This window comes from Pseudomonas rhodesiae (assembly GCF_007858255.1).
Lineage (GTDB): Bacteria > Pseudomonadota > Gammaproteobacteria > Pseudomonadales > Pseudomonadaceae > Aquipseudomonas > Aquipseudomonas rhodesiae.
The window spans coordinates 352,221-373,714 of the sequence record NZ_VFEU01000001.1; the positions used below are offsets into that span (position 1 = coordinate 352,221).

The 21,494-nt window shown below is 61.6% G+C and carries 17 protein-coding genes; 13 read left to right on the top strand and 4 right to left on the bottom strand.

Features of this window, described 5'->3' with window-relative positions:
* The first annotated feature begins 2 nt into the window (after window positions 1-2).
* The 10 genes from rpsR to FIV35_RS01530 all read left to right on the top strand — a co-directional run bounded on the left by rpsR (window position 3) and on the right by FIV35_RS01530 (window position 14,075).
* Window positions 3-233 (top strand): 30S ribosomal protein S18, encoded by a 231-nt coding sequence (gene rpsR / locus FIV35_RS01485; RefSeq protein WP_002551829.1) that lies wholly within the window; start codon window positions 3-5, stop codon window positions 231-233.
* A gap of 36 nt (window positions 234-269) precedes the next feature.
* Window positions 270-1,163, top strand: coding sequence for a YybS family protein (locus tag FIV35_RS01490; RefSeq protein WP_034095615.1), 894 nt, complete (start codon window positions 270-272; stop codon window positions 1,161-1,163).
* A gap of 18 nt (window positions 1,164-1,181) precedes the next feature.
* A complete protein-coding gene (gene rplI / locus FIV35_RS01495; RefSeq protein WP_003171376.1) occupies window positions 1,182-1,628 on the top strand; it encodes a 50S ribosomal protein L9 in 447 nt (148 codons plus the stop codon).
* Between the two features lie 111 nt (window positions 1,629-1,739).
* Window positions 1,740-3,137 carry a replicative DNA helicase gene (gene dnaB / locus FIV35_RS01500; RefSeq protein WP_034095616.1) on the top strand — a complete coding sequence of 466 codons (1,398 nt, stop codon included), beginning with the start codon at window positions 1,740-1,742 and terminating at the stop codon, window positions 3,135-3,137.
* A gap of 97 nt (window positions 3,138-3,234) precedes the next feature.
* The gene (locus FIV35_RS01505; RefSeq protein WP_034136662.1) at window positions 3,235-5,538 is read left to right on the top strand and encodes a YgiQ family radical SAM protein; all 2,304 of its coding nucleotides are present in this window, start codon (window positions 3,235-3,237) and stop codon (window positions 5,536-5,538) included.
* A gap of 208 nt (window positions 5,539-5,746) precedes the next feature.
* The gene (ssp4, locus tag FIV35_RS01510) at window positions 5,747-6,679 is read left to right on the top strand and encodes an Ssp4 family T6SS effector (RefSeq protein WP_034095618.1); all 933 of its coding nucleotides are present in this window, start codon (window positions 5,747-5,749) and stop codon (window positions 6,677-6,679) included.
* Window positions 6,676-7,125 carry a hypothetical protein gene (locus FIV35_RS01515; protein ID WP_034136663.1) on the top strand — a complete coding sequence of 150 codons (450 nt, stop codon included), beginning with the start codon at window positions 6,676-6,678 and terminating at the stop codon, window positions 7,123-7,125. The genes ssp4 and FIV35_RS01515 overlap by 4 nt, the downstream gene beginning before the upstream one ends.
* Before the next feature lie 188 nt (window positions 7,126-7,313).
* Window positions 7,314-10,604 carry a transglutaminase family protein gene (locus FIV35_RS01520; protein WP_083377914.1) on the top strand — a complete coding sequence of 1,097 codons (3,291 nt, stop codon included), beginning with the start codon at window positions 7,314-7,316 and terminating at the stop codon, window positions 10,602-10,604.
* A gap of 94 nt (window positions 10,605-10,698) precedes the next feature.
* Window positions 10,699-13,185, top strand: a complete 2,487-nt coding sequence (locus FIV35_RS01525; protein WP_034095621.1) for a circularly permuted type 2 ATP-grasp protein — start codon at window positions 10,699-10,701, stop codon at window positions 13,183-13,185.
* Window positions 13,185-14,075, top strand: coding sequence for a transglutaminase family protein (locus FIV35_RS01530; RefSeq protein ID WP_034136666.1), 891 nt, complete (start codon window positions 13,185-13,187; stop codon window positions 14,073-14,075). The genes FIV35_RS01525 and FIV35_RS01530 overlap by 1 nt, the downstream gene beginning before the upstream one ends.
* 46 nt (window positions 14,076-14,121) lie before the next feature.
* Here FIV35_RS01530 and FIV35_RS01535 read toward each other — a convergent pair whose 3' ends face one another.
* Window positions 14,122-14,304, bottom strand: a complete 183-nt coding sequence (locus FIV35_RS01535) for a hypothetical protein (RefSeq protein ID WP_034095623.1) — start codon at window positions 14,302-14,304, stop codon at window positions 14,122-14,124.
* A gap of 332 nt (window positions 14,305-14,636) precedes the next feature.
* Here FIV35_RS01535 and azu point away from each other — a divergent pair, with 332 nt between their 5' ends.
* Window positions 14,637-15,083, top strand: coding sequence for an azurin (gene azu, locus FIV35_RS01540; protein ID WP_034111536.1), 447 nt, complete (start codon window positions 14,637-14,639; stop codon window positions 15,081-15,083).
* Between the two features lie 106 nt (window positions 15,084-15,189).
* Here the strand turns inward: azu and nadE are convergent, their stop codons facing one another.
* The 3 genes from nadE to FIV35_RS01555 all read right to left on the bottom strand — a co-directional run bounded on the left by nadE (window position 15,190) and on the right by FIV35_RS01555 (window position 18,297).
* Window positions 15,190-16,017 carry an NAD(+) synthase gene (nadE, locus tag FIV35_RS01545; protein ID WP_034136667.1) on the bottom strand — a complete coding sequence of 276 codons (828 nt, stop codon included), beginning with the start codon at window positions 16,015-16,017 and terminating at the stop codon, window positions 15,190-15,192.
* Between the two features lie 3 nt (window positions 16,018-16,020).
* Window positions 16,021-17,235: a nicotinate phosphoribosyltransferase gene (gene pncB / locus FIV35_RS01550; protein WP_034136668.1), complete on the bottom strand. Its 1,215-nt coding sequence runs from the start codon at window positions 17,233-17,235 to the stop codon at window positions 16,021-16,023.
* Window positions 17,236-17,406: 171 nt separating this feature from the next.
* Entirely contained in the window at window positions 17,407-18,297 is an 891-nt protein-coding gene (locus FIV35_RS01555; RefSeq protein WP_034136669.1) for a LysR family transcriptional regulator, read from the bottom strand.
* A gap of 152 nt (window positions 18,298-18,449) precedes the next feature.
* Between FIV35_RS01555 and amaB the strand changes: the two genes are divergently transcribed.
* Both amaB and amaA read left to right on the top strand, forming a co-directional pair.
* A complete protein-coding gene (amaB, locus tag FIV35_RS01560) occupies window positions 18,450-19,940 on the top strand; it encodes an L-piperidine-6-carboxylate dehydrogenase (protein ID WP_034136670.1) in 1,491 nt (496 codons plus the stop codon).
* Window positions 19,941-20,046: 106 nt separating this feature from the next.
* A complete protein-coding gene (gene amaA / locus FIV35_RS01565; protein ID WP_034136671.1) occupies window positions 20,047-21,330 on the top strand; it encodes an L-pipecolate oxidase in 1,284 nt (427 codons plus the stop codon).
* The last annotated feature ends 164 nt before the right edge of the window (window positions 21,331-21,494 follow it).

Sequence of the window (21,494 nt, forward strand, 5' to 3'; positions counted from 1 at the left end):
AAATGGCACGTTTCTTCCGTCGTCGTAAATTCTGCCGCTTCACCGCTGAAGACGTGAAAGAGATCGATTACAAAGATCTCAACACTCTGAAAGCCTACGTATCCGAGACCGGCAAAATCGTTCCAAGCCGTATCACCGGTACCAAAGCACGTTATCAGCGTCAGCTGGCCACCGCTATCAAGCGCGCCCGCTTCCTGGCCCTGCTGGCCTACACCGACAGCCACGGCCGCTGAGACCGGGCAGTCGACAAGTAGTAAGGGATTGAATGCATGCGCGCCTTAGCTGAGTTCATCATGCGCGGTCGTATGCAGGCCACTCTGGTAGTGGCTGGCTGTGCGGCGTTGCCGTTGCTTTATTGGTTGGGTGCTGCCGCGGGTTGCCTTGTGCTGCTGCGGCGCGGTTTGAAGGACGCCGTTGGCGTTCTTGCCCTGGGTTTGTTGCCGGCCTTGATCTGGTGGCTGCAAATGGGTGATCCACGAGTGCTTCTGGTACTGCTGGGGTCATCGAGCCTTGCGTTGGTTTTGCGCGCAAGCGAGTCCTGGGTCCGCACGCTGCTGGTCAGCGTGGCATTGGGGTTGGTGTACTCAGTGATGCTTGGCGCGGCTTTCCGCCCGCAAATCGAGGCGCTGGCGCAGGAGATCGTCAAGATCCTGCCGCTGGCCCTCGGGGATCTCTACCAGCAATTGTCGGTAGATGAGCGAGCGCGGTTTGCGTCACTGATTGCGCCGGTCCTGACCGGCCTGATTGCGGCATTGTTGCAGGTCGTCAGCGTGCTGAGCCTGATTCTTGGGCGTTATTGGCAGGCGTTGTTGTACAACCCGGGTGGTTTTGGTCGCGAGTTTCGCAGTATCAGAATCCCCGCGGGACCGGCGATGTTGCTGCTGGCGTGCATGGTTGTCGGACCGAACTTCGGTCCACAGATGGCCTTGTTGGCGCCGATTTGCAGTGTACCGCTGGTGTTTGCCGGGCTGGCCCTGATCCATGGGCTCGCCGCGCAGAAGCGCCTGGCCAAGTTTTGGCTGGTGGGGTTGTACGTGACGCTGTTGCTGTTCATGCAGCTGATCTATCCGTTACTCGTGGTTCTGGCCATTGTCGACGGCCTGATTGATTTTCGCGGTCGTCTGGCGCCGAAAGACGCCGATAACGCGAACGGTGAAGGTTAAAAGTTAGAGGATTTTCACATGCAACTGATCCTTCTGGAAAAAGTCGCCAACCTGGGCAACCTGGGCGACAAAGTGAACGTTAAGGCCGGCTACGGTCGTAACTACCTGCTGCCATACGGCAAAGCCACCGCTGCAACCGCTGCCAACCTGGCTGCGTTTGAAGAGCGTCGCGCTGAGCTGGAAAAAGCCGCAGCTGACAAAAAAGCATCGGCCGAAACTCGCGCTGCCCAACTGGCTGAGCTGGAAGTGACTATCACTGCCACCGCCGGTGACGAAGGCAAGCTGTTCGGTTCGATCGGCACCCACGACATCGCTGATGCACTGACCGCCTCCGGCGTTGAAGTGCAGAAGAGCGAAGTTCGTCTGCCGAACGGCACCATCCGCAACGTAGGTGAATTCGACGTAGCCGTGCACCTGCACGCCGAAGTTGAAGCCACCGTACGCGTTGTTGTGGTAGCTGCTTAAGGCTGTACCTAACTGACTGGCACCTCGCGTGTCAGCCAGTTAACATCGGGCACGATCCTGTTTACAGGTCGTGCCTTTTGTTTTTCTACACACCCCAAATTCCAAGTGGCCATGAACGATATTTCCGCTCCTGAGCAATACGATCTGCAAACCGCTGCCCTGAAGGTGCCGCCGCATTCCATCGAGGCCGAACAGGCCGTGCTCGGTGGCTTGATGCTGGACAACAACGCCTGGGAACGCGTGCTGGATCAAGTCTCGGACGGGGACTTCTATCGTCATGACCATCGCCTGATTTTCCGCGCCATCGCCAAGCTGGCCGACCAGAACTCCCCGATCGACGTGGTGACCCTGGCCGAGCAACTCGATAAAGAGGGCCAGACCTCCCAGGTCGGCGGCCTCGGTTACCTGGGCGAGTTGGCGAAAAACACGCCGTCCGTCGCCAACATCAAGGCCTATGCCCAGATCGTGCGTCAGCGCGCCACGCTGCGTCAGTTGATCGGCATCAGCACCGAAATCGCCGACAGCGCCTTCAACCCCGAAGGCCGCACCGCTGAAGAAATCCTAGATGAAGCCGAGCGCCAGATCTTCCAGATCGCCGAAGCCCGACCGAAAACCGGCGGCCCGGTAGGCGTCAACGAGCTGTTAACCAAGGCCATTGACCGGATCGACACCTTGTTCAACACCGACGCCGCCATCACCGGCATTTCCACCGGCTACACCGACCTCGACGAGAAGACCAGCGGCCTGCAACCGGCCGACTTGATCATCGTGGCCGGCCGTCCGTCGATGGGTAAAACCACCTTCGCGATGAACCTGGTGGAAAACGCCGTGTTGCGCAGCGACAAGACCGTGCTGGTGTACTCCCTCGAGATGCCAGGCGAATCGCTGATCATGCGTATGCTGTCGTCCCTGGGCCGCATCGACCAGACCAAAGTGCGTTCCGGTCAGTTGGAAGACGACGACTGGCCGCGCCTGACCTCGGCGGTCAACCTGCTCAACGACCGCAAATTGTTTATCGATGACACGGCGGGCATCAGCCCTTCGGAGATGCGTGCGCGTACCCGTCGTTTGGTGCGTGAGCACGGCGACATCGCCTTGATCATGATCGACTACCTGCAGCTGATGCAGATCCCGGGCTCCAGCGGCGATAACCGCACCAACGAAATTTCCGAGATCTCCCGTTCCTTGAAAGCCCTGGCCAAGGAATTCAACTGCCCGGTGGTGGCACTGTCCCAGCTCAACCGTTCCTTGGAACAGCGCCCCAATAAACGCCCGGTGAACTCCGACTTGCGGGAATCGGGTGCGATCGAGCAGGACGCCGACGTGATCATGTTCGTATACCGCGACGAGGTGTATCACCCGGAGACCGAGCATAAAGGCATCGCCGAGATCATCATCGGCAAGCAGCGGAACGGGCCGATCGGCTTTATCCGCCTGGCGTTTATCGGCAAGTACACGCGCTTCGAAAACCTGGCGCCGGGCAGCTACAACTTCGACGACGACGAATAAAGCCTTCTGCTCAATTCCGACCATTACCGTCGGAATTGGTCATATTTTGTGCTATATTCCGCGCCCGCGATTTTTCATCTCAACACCGGTCACCGTCATGCAAACAGCCAAGCCGTTATTTGACTATCCCAAGTACTGGGCCGAATGTTTCGGCCCTGCGCCATTCCTGCCGATGAGCAGGGAGGAGATGGATCAGCTTGGCTGGGATTCCTGCGACATCATCATCGTCACCGGTGATGCGTACGTTGACCATCCGTCGTTCGGCATGGCGATCATCGGCCGGCTGCTGGAGTCCCAGGGCTTCCGCGTCGGGATCATTGCCCAACCGAACTGGCAGTCCAAAGACGACTTCATGAAGCTCGGCGAGCCGAACCTGTTCTTCGGCGTCGCGGCCGGCAACATGGACTCCATGATCAACCGTTACACCGCCGACAAAAAAATCCGCTCCGACGACGCCTACACCCCTGGCGGCATGGCCGGCAAACGCCCGGACCGCGCCAGCCTGGTGTACAGCCAACGTTGCAAGGAAGCCTACAAGAATGTGCCGATCGTGCTCGGCGGCATCGAAGCTTCCCTACGCCGCATCGCCCACTACGACTACTGGCAGGATCGCGTGCGCAACTCGATCCTGATCGACGCCACCGCCGATATCCTGCTGTACGGTAACGCCGAGCGGGCCATCGTCGAGGTGGCCCAGCGCCTATCCTGGGGCCACAAGATCGAAGACATCACCGATGTGCGCGGCACCGCGTTTATCCGCCGTGACACGCCGGCGGGCTGGTACGAAGTGGACTCCACCCGCATCGACCGTCCGGGCAAGATCGACAAGATCATCAACCCGTACGTGAACACCCAGGACACCCAGGCCTGCGCCATCGAGCAGGAGAAAGGCCCGGTCGAAGACCCGGAAGAAGCCAAGGTCGTGCAGATCCTGGCCAGCCCCAAGATGACCCGCGACAAAACCGTGATCCGCCTGCCGTCGGTGGAAAAAGTGCGCAATGACGCGGTGCTCTATGCCCACGCCAACCGTGTGTTGCACCTGGAAACCAACCCGGGCAACGCCCGCGCCCTGGTGCAAAAGCACGGTGAAGTGGACGTGTGGTTCAACCCGCCGCCCATCCCGATGACCACCGAAGAAATGGACTACGTGTTCGGCATGCCTTACGCACGCGTCCCGCATCCGGCGTACGGCAAGGAGAAGATCCCGGCCTACGACATGATCCGCTTCTCGGTGAACATCATGCGTGGCTGTTTCGGTGGCTGCACCTTCTGCTCGATCACCGAGCACGAAGGCCGCATCATCCAGAACCGTTCCGAAGAGTCGATCATTCGCGAGATCGAAGAGATCCGTGACAAAGTCCCAGGCTTCACCGGGGTGATCTCCGACCTCGGCGGCCCGACCGCGAACATGTACCGTATCGCCTGCAAGAGCCCGGAAATCGAATCCGCGTGCCGCAAGCCATCGTGCGTGTTCCCTGGCATCTGCCCGAACCTGAACACCGACCATTCGTCGCTGATTCAGCTGTACCGCAGCGCCCGTGCATTGCCGGGAGTGAAGAAGATCCTGATCGCCTCCGGTCTGCGCTACGACCTCGCCGTGGAATCGCCGGAATACGTGAAAGAGTTGGTGACTCACCACGTCGGTGGTTACCTGAAGATCGCCCCGGAACATACCGAGGAAGGTCCGCTTAACCAGATGATGAAACCGGGCATCGGCAGCTATGACAAGTTCAAGCGCATGTTCGAGAAGTACACCAAGGAAGCGGGCAAGGAACAGTACCTGATCCCGTACTTCATCGCCGCTCACCCCGGTACCACCGATGAAGACATGATGAACCTGGCGCTGTGGCTCAAGGGCAACGGTTTCCGCGCCGACCAGGTGCAGGCGTTCTACCCGTCGCCGATGGCCACCGCCACCGCGATGTATCACTCGGGCAAGAACCCGCTGCGCAAGGTCACTTACAAGAGTGACGCAGTAACCATCGTCAAGAGCGAGGAGCAGCGCCGTCTGCACAAGGCTTTCCTGCGCTACCACGACCCGAAAGGCTGGCCGATGCTGCGCGAAGCGCTGACCCGCATGGGCCGCGCCGACCTGATCGGGCCGGGCAAGGACCAACTGATCCCGCTGCATCAGCCGAGCACCGACAGCTACCAGAGCGCCCGTCGCAAGAACTCGACGCCGGCCGGTAGCCACAAGGTCGCCAAGCAGACCACCACCAAGATCCTCACCCAGCACACCGGCCTGCCACCTCGTGGCAGCGACGGCAGCAACCCGTGGGACAAGCGTGAACAAGCCAAGGCCGCGGCCCAGGCGCGTAACAAGCAGGCGGCTAAGGAACGTAGCGATGCGGCCAAGGGCAAGGGCGGCAAGCCAGCCCGCAAGCCTGTGGTGCCGCGTTGATCGTCGCTTGAAAATGCAAAACGCCAGCCTTGTGCTGGCGTTTTGCTTTCTGGTCGGGGGTGAGGCTGTTTGGTAAGGTGGCGCTCATTAAATCGCTATCGGGGGCAAGCCCCCTCCCACACTTGACCGCATTCACGCTCCAATTGTGGGAGGGGGCTTGCCTCCGATAGCGTCAGTCCAGTCTCCACCCTTCAAGGAAGAACTCCTCATGGGCAACCCTCTGGCCGGCATCGGTATGGACTCCAACCGCTCCCAGTTCATGGCGCGCCAGCGCATCGAAAGTCAGATCAACTTGCCACGCTTATTCGCCGCCATTGACGCCGACCCCGGCATCGTCGGCGCAGGCGTGGTGTATATCGACGCCGACTTCAACGTCGTCACCCTGCGCGAATTCAAGCCCATTTGCAGTATCAAGCCCAAGCGCATCATTTTGCGTGAAGCGCAGAAGTACATTTCGCCTGCCCAGTTTGTAGAGCAGGTGAAGACCGACCCCCGTGAAGGTCGCCTGCAGAAGGAGGCGTTTGATATGGGGCTTTCCTGCGGCGCGGCGGTGATTGGCTGGATTGTGGTGTTCAGCGGCAGTGTCGCTGTACCGTTCACCGCCGGCGCCAGTGCTTTTGTGGTGGGCATTGGCGTCACGGCGGCATTGGCCAGCAGCGCGCAATGCGGTTTTGGCGTGGCGCGTACTTACAACGAAGTGCTTGACCCTGAAGCCAACGACCGCATGGACGACGCGGAATGGTATGGCGCCGTTTCCCCAGTTCTCGATGCCGCCTCGCTGGTGGGCATCGGCACGGGCGCCTTGACCACGTTCCGGCTGCTCAAGGCCAAAAAAGCTGCCGCATTAGGCAAGAGTTGGTACGAGTTGCTCAAAGGTCTGACGCGCCAGGAGCGTAAGAAGTTGACCAAGGAGTTGCTCAGCCTGAGAGACCCGAGCCTGACCCCCAAATTGATCAAATTGCAGCAGCGTGCCGGCAAACTGACCAAAAGCTACAGCTCGACGCAAATCCGTCATGCCACGCTGACGCAAATCAAGGATGCATTGGGGGGCCTGCTGGGGATCTGGGGCAGCTATCGAACCGGCCATGTGGGCACGGCTGAAACCATTGCGATCGGTCTGTTCGAGGATTTGACGGAATGAAGGGCTTTCCCGACATGGGCAGCTTCCTGGCGCGTTATTTTCCCGTATTCATGGGTACCGTGTTCATGGCGATCTTTTCCGGCTCGGCCGCAGTGTCGATGGCGGGCGTGACGTACCTGCGCGGAGTTGATCCCGCGCTCAAGTCCAGTTATTCAGGGGCTGCGATCCTGGTATTGGTGGCGGTGCTAGTGTTTGGCAACGTGATGATCGCTCGAGGCTATCCCTGGGCGACCAGGCTGGTGGCAGGCTACCTGGTGTGCTGCCTGTTGTTCGTCGTGCCGATGATTCAATACGACCTTCACTTGCTGGTATACGGCTCGGCGTTGTTGTTTCCGTTGCTGGGGTTGCTATTGCTCAACAGCAAGCGCCACCGCGAAATGCGCCACAGACTCCTCGAAATACGTCGTCTGCGCCAAGCCGTCGTTGCGCAGCGAAAAGCCCGTTGATTGGCTGGATTTGCTCTTCATTCGCCTACTCGCGTCACAAATAGGTGCAACGCTTGCACTATTGCCCTCTACGATGGCGCCGTTTTGGTGCTGTACTGCACCGGGTCTTACGATAACGCGCAATGACCGCTGCTCTGGCATAAGTCTTGCGCGCTATGTGCCCATGCCCTGGCTCGCAGGAGGCCGCCGTGTCGATTCATGTCGCGTTGCACCACGTTACGCATTACCGCTACGACCGTGCTGTCGAACTCGGCCCGCAAATTGTGCGCTTGCGCCCGGCGGCCCACAGCCGTACGCGGATTTTGTCCTATGCGCTGAAAGTGCTGCCCGAGCAGCACTTCATCAATTGGCAACAAGACCCCCAGGGCAATTACCTGGCGCGCCTGGTGTTTCCGGAAAAAACCGCCGAACTGCGCATTGAAGTCGATCTGGTCGCCGAGATGGCGGTGTTCAACCCGTTCGACTTTTTTCTTGAGCCCTACGCCGAAAACATTCCCTTCAATTACGCCGCCGACGAGCAGCGCGAGCTGGCGCCGTACTTGGAAACCCTGCCGTTGACGCCGAAGTTCGCTGCTTACCTGGCCGGTATCGACCGCACGCCGCTGCCGGCGGTGGACTTTCTGGTGGGCCTCAATCAACGCCTGGCGGCGGACATCGGCTATCTGATCCGCATGGAACCCGGTGTGCAGACCCCGGAATTCACTTTGGAAAACGCCTCGGGTTCGTGCCGCGACTCGGCCTGGCTGCTGGTGCAACTGTTGCGCAACCTGGGGCTGGCGGCGCGGTTTGTCTCGGGTTATCTGATCCAGCTCACCGCCGACCTCAAAGCCCTGGACGGGCCGTCCGGCACCGATGTGGATTTCACTGACCTGCACGCCTGGTGTGAGGTGTACTTGCCTGGTGCCGGCTGGATCGGCCTGGATGCCACCTCCGGCCTGTTCGCGGGGGAAGGGCATATTCCGTTGGCCTGTAGCCCCGATCCTTCCTCTGCCGCACCGATCAGTGGGCTGGTGGAGCCTTGCGAGTGCGAGTTTGCCCATGAAATGTCGGTGGAGCGGATCTGGGAGGCGCCACGCGTCACCAAGCCTTACACCGAAGAGCAGTGGCACGCGATCCAGGCCCTGGGCCGGCAGATCGACGGCGACCTGCTCAAGCACGACGTGCGCCTGACCATGGGCGGCGAACCGACCTTCGTGTCCATCGACGACCCCGACGGCGCCGAGTGGAACACCGCCGCGCTGGGGCCGGACAAACGGCGCCTGTCCGCCCAGTTGTTCCAGCGCATGCGCCAGCACTACGCGCCCCAGGGCCTGGTGCACTTCGGCCAAGGCAAGTGGTACCCCGGCGAACAACTGCCGCGCTGGTCGCTCAATTGCTATTGGCGTCGCGACGGCGTGCCGATCTGGCACAACAGCGCACTGATCGCCGACGAGCAGCAGGACTACGGCGCCAACGACGAGTTGGCTGGGCGCTTCCTGGCCAGCGTCGCCGAGCGCCTCAAATTGCCGGCGCGTTTCGTGTTCCCGGCCTTCGAGGATAATTTTTATTACCTGTGGCGCGAAGGTGCGCTGCCGCGGAACGTCACGGCCCAAGACCCGCGACTCAGCGACGAACTGGAACGCGAGCGCCTGCGCAAAGTGTTCAGCCAGGGTTTGGATAAAGTCATCGGCCATGTGCTGCCGCTGGCGCGCACGGCGGCCAATGACCGCTGGCAGAGCGGGCGCTGGTACCTGCGCGATACCCATTGCCGGTTGGTGCCGGGGGACTCGCCCCTGGGCTACCGCCTGCCATTGGCGTCGCAGCCCTGGGTGACGGCAGCGGAGTATCCGTTCGTGCACCCCACAGACCCTAACCAGGATCTGCCGGAACTGCCGGATAATGCGCAGCTGCACAACCACGCCGAGCCGGCCCCCAACGACGAGCGCGTGCCGCAGGTGGACGAATCCGCCGATTGGCTGACCCGCACCGCGCTGTGCGCCGAGGCTCGCGAAGGGCGGCTGTACCTGTTTATGCCGCCGCTGGAGCGCGTGGAAGATTATCTGGAACTGGTCGCCGCCATCGAAGCCAGCGCAGAAGAACTGCATTGCCCGCTGCTGCTGGAAGGCTACGAACCACCGGCCGATACGCGGCTGAGCAACTTCCGGGTCACGCCGGACCCGGGCGTGATCGAGGTCAACGTGCAACCGTCCGCCACTTGGGACGAGTTGGTGGAGCGCACCGAGTTTCTCTACGAAGAGGCGCGACAAACCCGACTGACCACGGAAAAATTCATGATCGACGGGCGCCACACCGGCACCGGCGGCGGCAACCACTTCGTACTCGGCGGCGCCACGCCCAAGGATTCGCCGTTCTTGCGTCGTCCGGATCTGCTGCGCAGCCTGATCAGTTACTGGCATAACCACCCGTCGTTGTCTTACCTGTTTTCCGGGCTGTTTATCGGCCCCACGTCCCAGGCGCCGCGGGTGGACGAAGCGCGCAACGATGCGCTGTACGAGCTGGAGATCGCCTTCGCGCAAATGCCCGAACCCGGTGAGGAATGCCCGCCGTGGCAGGTCGACCGCCTGCTGCGCAACCTGCTGATCGATGTCACGGGCAATACCCACCGCGCCGAGTTCTGTATCGACAAACTCTACTCCCCCGACGGCGCCACCGGTCGTCTGGGCCTGTTGGAACTGCGTGCCTTTGAAATGCCGCCCCATGCGCGCATGAGCCTGACCCAGCAGTTGCTGCTGCGCGCCTTGGTCGCGCGGTTCTGGCGTGAACCCTATGCCCCGGCCAAGCTGGCGCGCTGGGGCACCGAGCTGCATGACCGTTTCCTGCTGCCGCACTTTATCGAGCAGGACTTTGCCGACGTCATCGTCGAACTCAATGCCGCCGGGTATCCGCTGCGGGCTGAATGGTTTGCCGCGCACTTGGAGTTTCGTTTTCCCAAGGTCGGCGACTATGCCGTCAGCGGTATCGAGCTGGAATTGCGTCAGGCCCTGGAACCCTGGCATGTGCTGGGCGAAGAGGGCGCGGCAGGCGGCACGGTGCGGTATGTGGATTCGTCCCTGGAACGCCTGCAAGTGAAGCTCACCGGCCTGCCGCCGCAACGATACCTGTTGACCTGCAACGGCATCCCGGTGCCGCTGCAACCCACTGGTCGTGTCGGTGAGTTCGTCGCGGGTGTGCGCTACCGCGCCTGGCAACCGGCCAACTGCCTGCAACCGACCATCCCGGTGCATGCGCCGCTGGTGTTCGACCTGCTCGACACCTGGATGCAGCGCTCGCTGGGCGGCTGCCAGTACCATGTTGCGCATCCGGGCGGGCGCAATTACGACAGCTTGCCGGTGAATGCCAACGAGGCGGAGAGCCGGCGCATGGCGCGGTTTTTCCGGCTCGGCCATACACCCGGAAAGCTCCCCGTACCGACCATCGTGATCAACGATGAATTACCGATGACCCTGGATCTACGACGCTTTGCCAATAAGAATGACTGACTGCGATTGAAGGTGGGAGGGCCCAGCTCCCGCCCACCGTTGATTGCAATGAATCTGAGTTAATCTGAGCCCCTTTGCCTCTGCCGAGCGTTCCATGTCCGACTTGCTCGACCGTTACCCGCTAACCGCGGGCACTTATCATGAATTGCTGGACGACAGCGGTGTAGTGCGTGCCCATTGGCGACGCCTGCTCGATCACCTGCAGCGCAGCACCCCGGCGCAGCTGGCCCAGCGTCAGGCGCTGTTGACCCGGCAGATCCAGGAAAACGGCGTGACCTACAACGTCTACGCCGACCCTAAAGGCGCCGACCGCCCATGGGAATTGGACCTGCTGCCCCATGTGCTGGCCTTTGACGAGTGGCAGCACCTGGCGGCCGGTATCGCCCAGCGTGCGCGCTTGCTCAATGCTGTGCTGGCCGATCTGTATGGCCCGCAGCGCTTGATCAAGGAAGGTCTGCTGCCGGCGGAACTGGTGTTCGGGCATAACAACTTCCTATGGCCGTGCCAGGGCATCCAGCCGCCCGATGGCACGTTTTTGCACCTGTATGCGGTTGACCTGGCGCGCACCCCGGATGGCCGCTGGTGGGTCACCGCCGACCGCACCCAGGCGCCGTCGGGTGCCGGCTACGCCTTGGAGAACCGCACCATCGTGTCCCGTGCCTTCCCGGACCTGTACCGCGACTTGCAGGTGCAGCACCTCACCGGTTTTTTCCGCACACTGCAGGAAACCTTGGCGCGCCAGGCCCCCGGCGATGATCAGACGCCGCTGATCGTGCTGCTCACCCCAGGGCGTTTCAACGAAAGCTACTTCGAACACCTCTACCTCGCCCGTCAGCTCGGTTACCCGCTGGTGGAGGGGGGCGATCTCACCGTGCGCGACAGCCGCGTGTTCCTCAAAACCCTCAGTGGCCTGCGCCGCGTGAACGCCATCATGCGCCGCCTGGACGACGACTTTTGCGACCCGCTGGAGCTGCGCACCGACTCAGCCCTCGGCGTGCCCGGCCTGCTCGATGCGGTGCGCCAGGGCAATGTGCTGGTGGCCAATGCCCTGGGCAGCGGCGTGCTGGAGTCTCCGGGTTTGCTGGGCTTTCTGCCGAAAATCAACCAGTTTTTGTTTGGCGAAGAACTGATCCTGCCGTCCATCGCCACTTGGTGGTGCGGCGAGGCGCCAGTGCTTGCCGAAGCCTTGGAAAAACTGCCGGAGTTGCTGATCAAACCGGCATTTGCCTCGCAGAGTTTTACCCCCGTGTTTGGCCGCGATCTGGATGATGCGCAGCGCCAGGCCCTGACCGAACGCATGCGCGCGCGCCCTTACGCGTACGTGGCCCAGGAGCTGGCGCAACTGTCCCAGGCGCCGGTGTGGCACACCGAAGAGGATCACCTGCAACACCGTGCCATCGGCATGCGTGTGTATGCCGTGGCCAGCGACGACGGCTATCGCGTGCTGCCTGGCGGCCTGACGCGCGTCGCCGCCGAGGCCGATGCCGAGGTGGTGTCGATGCAGCGCGGTGGCGCGAGCAAAGACACCTGGGTGCTCGGCGAGCGGGCGCCCGGCGGCGAACAGTGGCGCGCACAACGTTCCATCGGCGCCCATGATCTGGTGCGCCGCGACCCGTATCTGCCCTCGCGGGTGGTGGAAAACCTGTTCTGGTTCGGCCGGTATTGCGAGCGCTGCGATGACAGCGCGCGCTGGCTGCGGATCGTGCTGGCGCGCTATGTCGACGGCGACGACCCGCTGGCGTTGCAGGCGGCGGTGGAACTGGGCGAGAACTTGCGCTTGTTGCCGGAGGAGGGCGACCTGCCCGAGCGTCTGCTGGCCGCGTTGCTGGGTGACGACTGGCCGTCGAGCCTGCGCGCCAACCTGCAACGCTTGCAGTGGGCGGCGTCCCAGGTGCGCGGCAAGTTGTCCCGGGAAAACTGGCAGGCCCTGGTGGAGCTGCAGCGCGAAGCCTTGGAGTTGGAGCGCGAAACGGCGGACTTCGGCGAGTTGCTGGACTTTCTCAACCGCCTGGTGATGTCCCTCGCGGCGCTGTCCGGGTTCGCCCTGGACGACATGACTCGCGATGAAGGCTGGCGCTTCTTGATGATGGGGCGGCGCATCGAGCGCCTGCAGTTTCTCAGCAGCAGCCTTGCGGCGTTTCTGCGCGGCGTGGCGGTGTTCGATCAGGCGGGGCTGGAATGGTTGCTGGAATTGGGCAATAGCAGCATCACCTACCGCTCGCGCTACCTGGCGGTGCCGCAACTGATCCCGGTGCTCGACCTGTTGCTGCTGGACGAGCAGAACCCCCATGCGGTGTTGTTCCAGCTCAAACTGGTGAGCCGCACCTTGCGGCGGCTCAACGACGACTTTGGCGTGCCGCGAGAAACCGGCCTGGGGCCGTTGGTGGAGCGCCTTACACGCTTCGACCTGAGTTGCCTGGAGAACCCGCTGTTCGGCGAGTCCGGCGTACGCGCCGCGCTGGATGGCCTGGCCGACCTGCTGCAAGCGGTGGCCGATGAGAGTGGGCAAGTGTCGGATCGCCTGGCACTGCGCCACTTTGCCCATGTGGATGATGTGAGCCAGCAAACGGTGTCGCTGTGATGAGTGCGCGCTATCAGATTTTCCACGATACCCATTACCACTACGACAGCCCGGTGTCCCTGGCCCAGCAGTTGGCGCATCTGTGGCCGCGTGCGTGTGAGTGGCAACGCTGCAGCGCGCAACAGTTGGATATCAGCCCGTCGCCGTCTTCACGCCGCGATGAGTTGGACGTGTTCGGCAACCCCATCACGCGCCTGGCGTTCGAGCGGCCCCATGACGAGCTGCTGGTCAATGCCGGATTGACCGTGGAAGTGCTGGCGCGCCCGGCGCCGGATTTCGCCCGGTCACCCGCCTGGGATCAGACCCGCGACAGCCTGACCTACAGCAGTCGCCCGATGTCGCCCGAGGTGATCGAAGCGTGCCGTTATCGCTTCGAGTCGCCCTATGTGCATTTGAAACACACCTTCGTCGATTTTTCGGAAAGCTGTTTTGCGCCGGGGCGGCCATTGCTGATGGGCGTGCAGGCGTTGATGCAGAAGATCTTCAGCGAATTCACCTTCGATGCCGAAGCCACCCAGGTCGCTACTCCGCTGGTGGAGGTGCTGGAACGCCGTCGCGGCGTGTGCCAGGACTTCGCCCACCTGATGCTTGCGTGCCTGCGCTCCCGTGGCCTGGCGGCGCGTTATATCAGCGGCTACCTGCTCACCCAGCCGCCACCCGGCCAGCCACGTCTGATCGGCGCCGATGCGTCCCATGCGTGGGTTTCTGTGTATTGCCCGGTGTCGGGCTGGGTGGATTTCGATCCGACAAATAACGTACAGCCGGCACTGGAGCACATTACCCTGGCCTGGGGCCGGGATTTTTCCGATGTGTCGCCGTTGCGTGGGGTGATTCTGGGGGGAGGGAGCCATGACCCGGAAGTGCGGGTGACGGTGATGCCGCTGGAGTAACGGTGGATTGTGGTGAACAGGGCGGGCCTGTTCACCACAAAGAAAATTATTCAGCCGGATCTTTTGGTGTTTCGGTCTCGTCGCTCGTTTCTTCACCATCGGCATCCGGGTTCAGCGCGCCGGCTTCTTCATCGGCGGCGGCTTTCTTGCGTTGCAGCTTTTCCTCTTTCTTCTGTTCCTTGGCCAAGTCTCTCTGACGTTTGGCGAAGGAGTAATTAGGTTTGGCCATGGGCAATCCTCTAGGGTCGAAGGTGAGGGTGGGCGGCACGCGGCTGCCTCGGGTCGCCATGGTAGCAGCTTAGCAGCGCGCTTGGCCTTCACTTACCGCAGGCGTAGGCGGCCAGCAGGCCGTTGAACAGTTGGTTGAGGCGCATGGCTCGGACTCCAGTGGATGAGGGAGCCGATCATAAGCAGGCTGCGGCACTTTGGCCGGTTGATTATGTCGATAGGTCTGATAGCCTAAAGTTGTATACAATTTGTTGATTCAGATCATAGGAAATCGTGCCTGTCTCAGGCACCCTTGCCGCATCATGCGTTTTTAACCCTGCCTTGGAGATTCACATGTTTGCCAAAATCGTTGCTGTTTCCCTGCTGACATTGGCCAGCGGCCAGTTGCTGGCTGCAGAGTGCAAGATTACCGTCGACTCCACTGACCAGATGTCCTTCAACACCAAGGAAATCACGATCGACAAGAGCTGCAAAAAATTCACCGTCGAATTGACTCACTCCGGCAGCCTGCCAAAAAACGTCATGGGCCATAACTGGGTGCTGACCAGCGCCGCTGACATGCAGCCGGTCGCGACCGATGGCATGGCCGCCGGTATCGAAAAGAACTACCTGAAAGAAGACGACGCCCGCATCATCGCCCACACCAAGATCATCGGTGCCGGCGAGAAAGATTCCGTGACCTTCGACGTGTCGAAGCTGGCCGCGGGTACTGATTACGCATTCTTCTGCTCGTTCCCAGGCCACATCTCGATGATGAAGGGCACTGTGGTCGTCAAGTAAGCGCGCGTAATCGTTCATCGGGGGCAAGCCCCCTCCCACAGTTGACTGTATTCACAATCCAAGGTGGGAGGGGGCTTGCCCCCGATGACGTTCTGCCTGGTTCAACTCACGGCGCAAACGGCATGACCCGCTTGTGTTCGGTCTTGCGATACGTCTCGCAGATGATCCTGAACGCCTCTTCCCGCACCGGCTCGCCATGCAGGAACGCATCGATCTCAGCGTAAGTCACCCCATGTGACGCCTCATCCGGCTTACCCGGCGACAAGTCTTCCAGGTCGGCGGTCGGCACCTTCTCCACCAGGGATTCCGGCGCGCCAAAGTGCCGTGCAATCGCACGTACCTGGTTTTTTACCAGCCCGCTCAACGGCGCCAAGTCGCAGGCCCCGTCGCCGAACTTGGTGAAAAAGCCCATCACCGCTTCCGCCGCATGGTCGGTACCGATTACCAGGCCGCCCGCCGCACCGGCGATGGTGTACTGCGCCACCATGCGCATCCGCGCTTTGGTGTTGCCCAACACGAAATCGCGGGACACCGCTGCTTGACCTTCAAACGCCGCCACTTCATTGGCCAGGGCTTTGACCGCCGGGCCGATATTGACGGTGTGGCGCTCGTCCGGGTCGATAAAGTCCACTGACGCCTGGGCGTCGATTTCATCGAACTGGGTTTCATAGGGCAGGCGCACGGCGATGAAGCGGTAGGCCTCGTCGCCGGTGCTGGCGCGCAATTCCTGCATCGCCCGTTGAGCCAGCAGGCCGGCGGTCAGGGAATCGACGCCGCCACTGATGCCCAGCACCAGGGCCTTGAGCCCGGAGTTGCGCAGGCAGTCCTGAATAAACTTCACGCGCCGCGCCACTTCGGCTTCAAGCGCGGCCTGGTCATTGAATGGCGCTTGGACCTTGAGCTGCTGCGCAATCTCACGCTGTACGGCTTGCATGGTTCACTCCTTGCTGGATAGGGCAGGTACTTTGAAAACGTGACGCAAATAGGCGACGAAATTCGGGTCGGTGCATTGGGTCTTGCCCGGCTCATCGGAAATTTTCGCTACCGGCTGGCCATTGCAGGCGGTCATTTTAAGCACAATGCTCATGGGCTCCACCCCTGGAATGTCACAGGTCAGGTTGGTGCCGATACCGAAGCTCACATTAATGCGACCCCGCAATGCGCGGAAAATCTCCAGGGCCTTGGGCAGCGACAGGCTGTCGGAAAACACCAGGGTCTTGCTCATCGGCTCGATGCCCAGCTTGTGATAGTGAGCGATGGCTTTTTCCGCCCACTGCACCGGGTCGCCGGAGTCGTGGCGCAGGCCGTCGAAGAGTTTGGCGAAGTACAGATCGAAGTCGCCGAGGAACGCGTCAGTGGTGATGCAGTCGGTCAGGGCGATACCCAGCAGGCCACGGTATTCGCGAACCCAGCAATCGAGCGCGGCGATCTGGCTGTCGATCAGGCGCGGGCCGAGCTGCTGATGGGCCATGATCCATTCATGGGCCATGGTGCCCAGGGGTTTCATGTCGAACTCGCGGGCCAGGTGCACGTTGCTGGTGCCGACGAATCGCCCGGGGAAGTCATGTTTGAGCACACTGACCACTTCTTCCTGCACCCGGTACGAGAAGCGCCGACGGGTGCCGAAGTCGGCCACTTGCAGCTCCGACAGCTCGTCGCTGCTGGCGTTGGCCGTCAGCCAGTCGAACTTGCGGTACAACTGCTCGCGCGCTTGTTCGAGGATCACCGTCTGGTAGCGGTAGCGGTTGCGCACTTCGCTGACAATGGCAAGCAACGGCACTTCGAACAGGATCACATGCAGCCATGGCCCGCGCAGGCGGATAAACAGCTCGCCGTTCTCGATGCCGGTCTGCACGTAGCGCAGGTTGAAGCGGAACAGCCCGAGGAAGCGCAAAAAGTCCGGCTTCATAAAGCTGATGCGCTCCAGAAAACCCAGCTGATCCGGGCTCAGGCTCAGCTCGGCGAGGCGCTCGATCTGGTAGCGAATCTCCGCCAGGTAGGGGCGCAAGTCTTCGCTGTTACGGCAACGGAATTCCCATTCAACTTCCACGTTGGGGTAGTTGTGCAGCACCGCCTGCATCATGGTCAGTTTGTAGAAGTCGGTGTCGAGCAGGTTCTGCACGATGCGATCGGCAAACACACTCTCGCTCATAACGGGAATCTCCAGATGGGTCGGCGAGGGGGCCGACCTTTACGCACAATTAAGGAAGGGGGCTAGTGGCGCATAGACCTGAGGGGTTTTGCCAGACATTTTTTCGGTGAGGCCACTGGCCTAATCGCGGCAAGCCCCCTCCCACATTTGAAATGCATTCCACTCCAGGCACTAAATCACCTGCTCCATCATCCACTTCACAAATTCGCGCACCTTGGGCACTTCGGCCGCGTGCTCCGGGTAAGCCAGGTAATACGCATCCTGGCTAGGCATCGCATGCTGCCAGGGAATTACCAGTTTGCCGTCGGCCAGTTCTTCTTCCACCAGAAAACGCGGTAACAACGCCACGCCGCACCCCACCTGCGCCGCGCGGATGCACATATAGAAAGTGTCGAAACGCGGGCCGTGGTAGCTGTGCTCGGTATGGTAGCCCTGGCTGGCGAACCAGTCGTGCCAGCCTTGAGGCCGCGAAGCGTTTTGCAGCAGTACCAGTTCGCTCAATTGGGTCGGGTCGGTAAAGGGCTGCGGGGGCAGGCTTTCCGGGGCGCACACCGGTACCAGCTCTTCGCTGAACAGCTTCAGGCTCTCGGTGCCGGGGCGTGAGCCTGGGCCGAAGTAGAAGGCCATGTCGGCCTTGCCTTGCAGCAGTTCGTCCGGCTCCTGCTCGTTGCACAGGTCCAAATGGATCTGTGGGTGCCGCAAGCGCCAGCCCTTGAGGCGTGGCACCAGCCAGCGCGCGCCGAAGGTGTAGGGCGTGGACACCCGCAGCACTTCGGTCTCGCCGCCGTAAGAGCGCAGGTAATGGGTGGACATCTCCACCTGCGTGAGGATCTTGCGCACTTCCACCAAATACAGATCGCCCGCCGGGGTCATCTGCAAGCGCCGGCGCACGCGGCGAAACAGCAGGTGTTGCAGCAACTCTTCCAATTGCGCCACCTGTTTGCTCACCGCGCTCTGGGTGAGGTTCAGCTCCTCGGCGGCGCGGGTGAAGCTCAGGTGGCGCGTGGCGGCTTCGAAGCACTGCAAGGCGGTGATTGACGGCAAATGTCGTTTGTTCAGCACGGGGTGCCTCTTTTAATTCTTGGCATGAATAAACGGAATGATATCTCGCCTAATCGTCGTTTGTTGGCAAGTCTTGGGCCAGCTACAAATAAGCTTTGGATCGCCGCGCCGGTCGCAGCGCATTTTTTGTACGCAGATTGAAGGAGTGACCCATGGTTGCCGCATTGCTTGATCGTCTCGGGGTGAACCCGGCGTTGTACCAGTCGGGGAAACAGCCCGTGCATTCGCCGATCGATGGCAGCCGTATCGGCAGCGTGCACTGGGAGGGCGCCGCCGAGGTGGAGCAGCAGGTCAGTCGCGCCGAGCATGCATTCGAAGCCTGGCGCAAGGTGCCCGCACCGCGTCGCGGTGAGCTGGTGCGCCAGTTCGGTGAGGCACTGCGCCAGTACAAGGCCGACCTGGGTGAGCTGGTGTCCTGGGAAGCTGGCAAGATCACTCAGGAAGGGTTGGGTGAAGTGCAGGAAATGATCGACATCTGCGACTTCGCCGTCGGCCTGTCGCGTCAGTTGTACGGTTTGACCATCGCCTCTGAGCGCCCTGGCCACCATATGCGTGAAACCTGGCACCCGCTGGGGGTGGTCGGCGTGATCAGCGCGTTCAACTTTCCAGTCGCGGTGTGGGCGTGGAACACCGCGCTGGCACTGGTGTGCGGCGACGCGGTGATTTGGAAACCTTCGGAAAAGACCCCGCTCACCGCCCTGGCCTGCCAGGCGCTATTCGAGCGCGTGGTGAAAAACTTCGGCGATGCCCCCGAGTACCTGAGCCAGGTGATCATCGGCGGCCGCGACGCCGGCGCCGCGCTGGTGGATGACCCGCGCGTGGCCCTGATCAGCGCCACCGGCAGCACCCGCATGGGCCGCGAAGTGGCGCCTAAGGTCGCCGCGCGCTTTGCCCGCAGCATTCTCGAGCTGGGCGGCAACAATGCCATGATCCTTGGCCCGAGCGCCGACCTGGACATGGCGGTGCGCGCCATTTTGTTCAGCGCCGTCGGCACCGCCGGCCAGCGTTGCACCACCCTGCGTCGCTTGATCGCCCATGAGTCGGTCAAAGAAGAAATTGTCACCCGCCTCAAGGCCGCCTATGCAAAAGTGCGCATCGGACATCCGCTGGAAGGCAACCTGATCGGCCCGCTGATCGACAAACACGGCTTCGACGCTATGCAGGATGCCCTGGAGCAAGCCTTGAGCGAAGGCGGCAAGGTATTCGGCGGCAAGCGCCAGCTGGAAGACAAGTACCCCAACGCTTACTACGTGTCGCCGGCCATTGTGGAAATGCCCGAGCAAAGCGATGTGGTGTGCACTGAGACCTTTGCGCCGATCCTCTACGTAGTCGGCTATACCGATTTCGCCGAAGCCCTGCGCTTGAACAACGCCGTGCCGCAGGGCCTGTCCTCGTGCATTTTCACCACCGACGTGCGTGAAGCCGAGCAGTTCATGTCTGCGGTGGGCAGTGATTGCGGCATCGCCAACGTCAACATCGGCCCCAGCGGCGCGGAGATTGGCGGCGCGTTTGGCGGTGAGAAAGAGACCGGCGGCGGGCGTGAATCGGGTTCGGATGCCTGGCGCGGCTATATGCGGCGCCAGACCAACACCGTGAACTATTCGCTGGAGTTGCCGTTGGCGCAGGGCATTACTTTCGACTGATTACTGCACGTTGGACTGAATCTGGGGAGAGGGCTTGCCCCCTCCCACATTTGATCGCACTAGCACATCAAGATGGTTGTTTGTTGGGTCTCATCGGAGTCTGGCAATGGCATTACGCGAAACATGTTTGTGGGAACACCTCACCCCCAGCCGGCCGGATCGCGCCGCGCTCAAAGGCGAGGTCAACGTGGATGTGTGCGTAATCGGCGCCGGAATCACCGGCCTGTCGGCGGCCATTCACTTGCTGGAACAGGGAAAGAGCGTCGCCGTGCTGGAGGCCCATCGCACCGGGCACGGTGGTTCGGGGCGCAATGTCGGGCTGGTCAACGCCGGCTTGTGGATTCCCCCTGACGATATCGAAGCCGGCTTCGGCGAAGCGGTGGGCAGCCAGCTCAACCGCATGTTGGGTGCGGCGCCGGCGCTGGTGTTCAGCCTGATCGACAAATACAACATCGATTGCCAACTGCGTCGCGAGGGCACGTTGCACATGGCGCATAACGCCCGTGGCGAGGCGGATCTGCGCAGTCGTGAAGAACAATGGAAGCGCCGTGGCGCGCCGGTGGAATTACTCACCGGCCAGGCGTGCGAGCAAGCCACGGGCACCAAAAAGATCGCTGCTGCGTTGCTGGATCGGCGCGCGGGGACCTTGAACCCGATGGCCTACACCAGTGGTTTGGCCAACGCCGCAATGGGGCTCGGCGGTCAGTTGTTCGACCATTCCCCGGTGACCCAACTGGAACGCCAGGGCTCGAACTGGTCGGTGCAAACCGAGCGCGGTGCGGTGCGGGCGGCACAGGTGGTGATCGCTTCCAACGCCTACACCGAAGGCGAATGGACCGAGCTGCGCCGCAACTTTTTCCCCGGTTACTACTACCAGGTCGCCTCGGCGCCTTTGAGTGACGACGCTGCGCGGCAAATCCTGCCTGGCGGTCAGGGCTCCTGGGACACCCGCCAGGTCTTGAGCAGCATCCGCCGCGATGCCGATGGCCGACTGTTGCTGGGCAGCCTGGGCAACGGCAACCAGAAACCGGCATGGTTTCTCAAGGCGTGGGCCGATCGGGTGCAGCAGCACTATTTTCCTTACCTCAAATCGGTGCAGTGGGAGTACACCTGGACCGGCTGCATTGCCTTCACACCCGACCATTTGATGCGCCTGTTCGAACCGGCCCCGGGGCTGGTGGCGGTCACTGGCTACAACGGCCGCGGCGTGACCACCGGCAGTGTGGTGGGCAAGGCGTTTGCCGACTACATCTGTCACCAGAATCCCCAGGCATTGCCGATTCCGTTTGCGCCGATGCAGCCGTTGGCGGCGGTGGGCCTGCGCAGCTGCCTGTATGAGGCAGGATTCTCGCTGTATCACGCGGGGCAGTGCTTGAGGATTGTCATCTGATCAGCGAAATACCCTTCAAATCCCTGGGTTTTCTTAGCAAGCTACTAATCTGTATTGGTGCAAGTCGTAGCAATCACGCACTGTAAATGTGCAGTTCCGTTACGCCTTGGGTTACCGCTGTAGGAACTGTCGTTTGTGGTTCTGGTTGCAGGTGGCACCGGTAG

Coding starts and splice junctions, on each gene's coding strand:
- FIV35_RS01515 (WP_034136663.1), top strand. CDS start 6,676: ATGAAGGGCTTTCCCGACATGGGCAGCTTCCTGGCGCGTTATTTTCCC.
- ssp4 (WP_034095618.1), top strand. CDS start 5,747: ATGGGCAACCCTCTGGCCGGCATCGGTATGGACTCCAACCGCTCCCAG.
- FIV35_RS01525 (WP_034095621.1), top strand. CDS start 10,699: ATGTCCGACTTGCTCGACCGTTACCCGCTAACCGCGGGCACTTATCAT.
- amaB (WP_034136670.1), top strand. CDS start 18,450: ATGGTTGCCGCATTGCTTGATCGTCTCGGGGTGAACCCGGCGTTGTAC.
- nadE (WP_034136667.1), bottom strand. CDS start 16,017: ATGCAAGCCGTACAGCGTGAGATTGCGCAGCAGCTCAAGGTCCAAGCG.
- azu (WP_034111536.1), top strand. CDS start 14,637: ATGTTTGCCAAAATCGTTGCTGTTTCCCTGCTGACATTGGCCAGCGGC.
- amaA (WP_034136671.1), top strand. CDS start 20,047: ATGGCATTACGCGAAACATGTTTGTGGGAACACCTCACCCCCAGCCGG.
- FIV35_RS01530 (WP_034136666.1), top strand. CDS start 13,185: ATGAGTGCGCGCTATCAGATTTTCCACGATACCCATTACCACTACGAC.
- FIV35_RS01535 (WP_034095623.1), bottom strand. CDS start 14,304: ATGGCCAAACCTAATTACTCCTTCGCCAAACGTCAGAGAGACTTGGCC.
- pncB (WP_034136668.1), bottom strand. CDS start 17,235: ATGAGCGAGAGTGTGTTTGCCGATCGCATCGTGCAGAACCTGCTCGAC.
- FIV35_RS01490 (WP_034095615.1), top strand. CDS start 270: ATGCGCGCCTTAGCTGAGTTCATCATGCGCGGTCGTATGCAGGCCACT.
- rpsR (WP_002551829.1), top strand. CDS start 3: ATGGCACGTTTCTTCCGTCGTCGTAAATTCTGCCGCTTCACCGCTGAA.
- FIV35_RS01505 (WP_034136662.1), top strand. CDS start 3,235: ATGCAAACAGCCAAGCCGTTATTTGACTATCCCAAGTACTGGGCCGAA.
- dnaB (WP_034095616.1), top strand. CDS start 1,740: ATGAACGATATTTCCGCTCCTGAGCAATACGATCTGCAAACCGCTGCC.
- rplI (WP_003171376.1), top strand. CDS start 1,182: ATGCAACTGATCCTTCTGGAAAAAGTCGCCAACCTGGGCAACCTGGGC.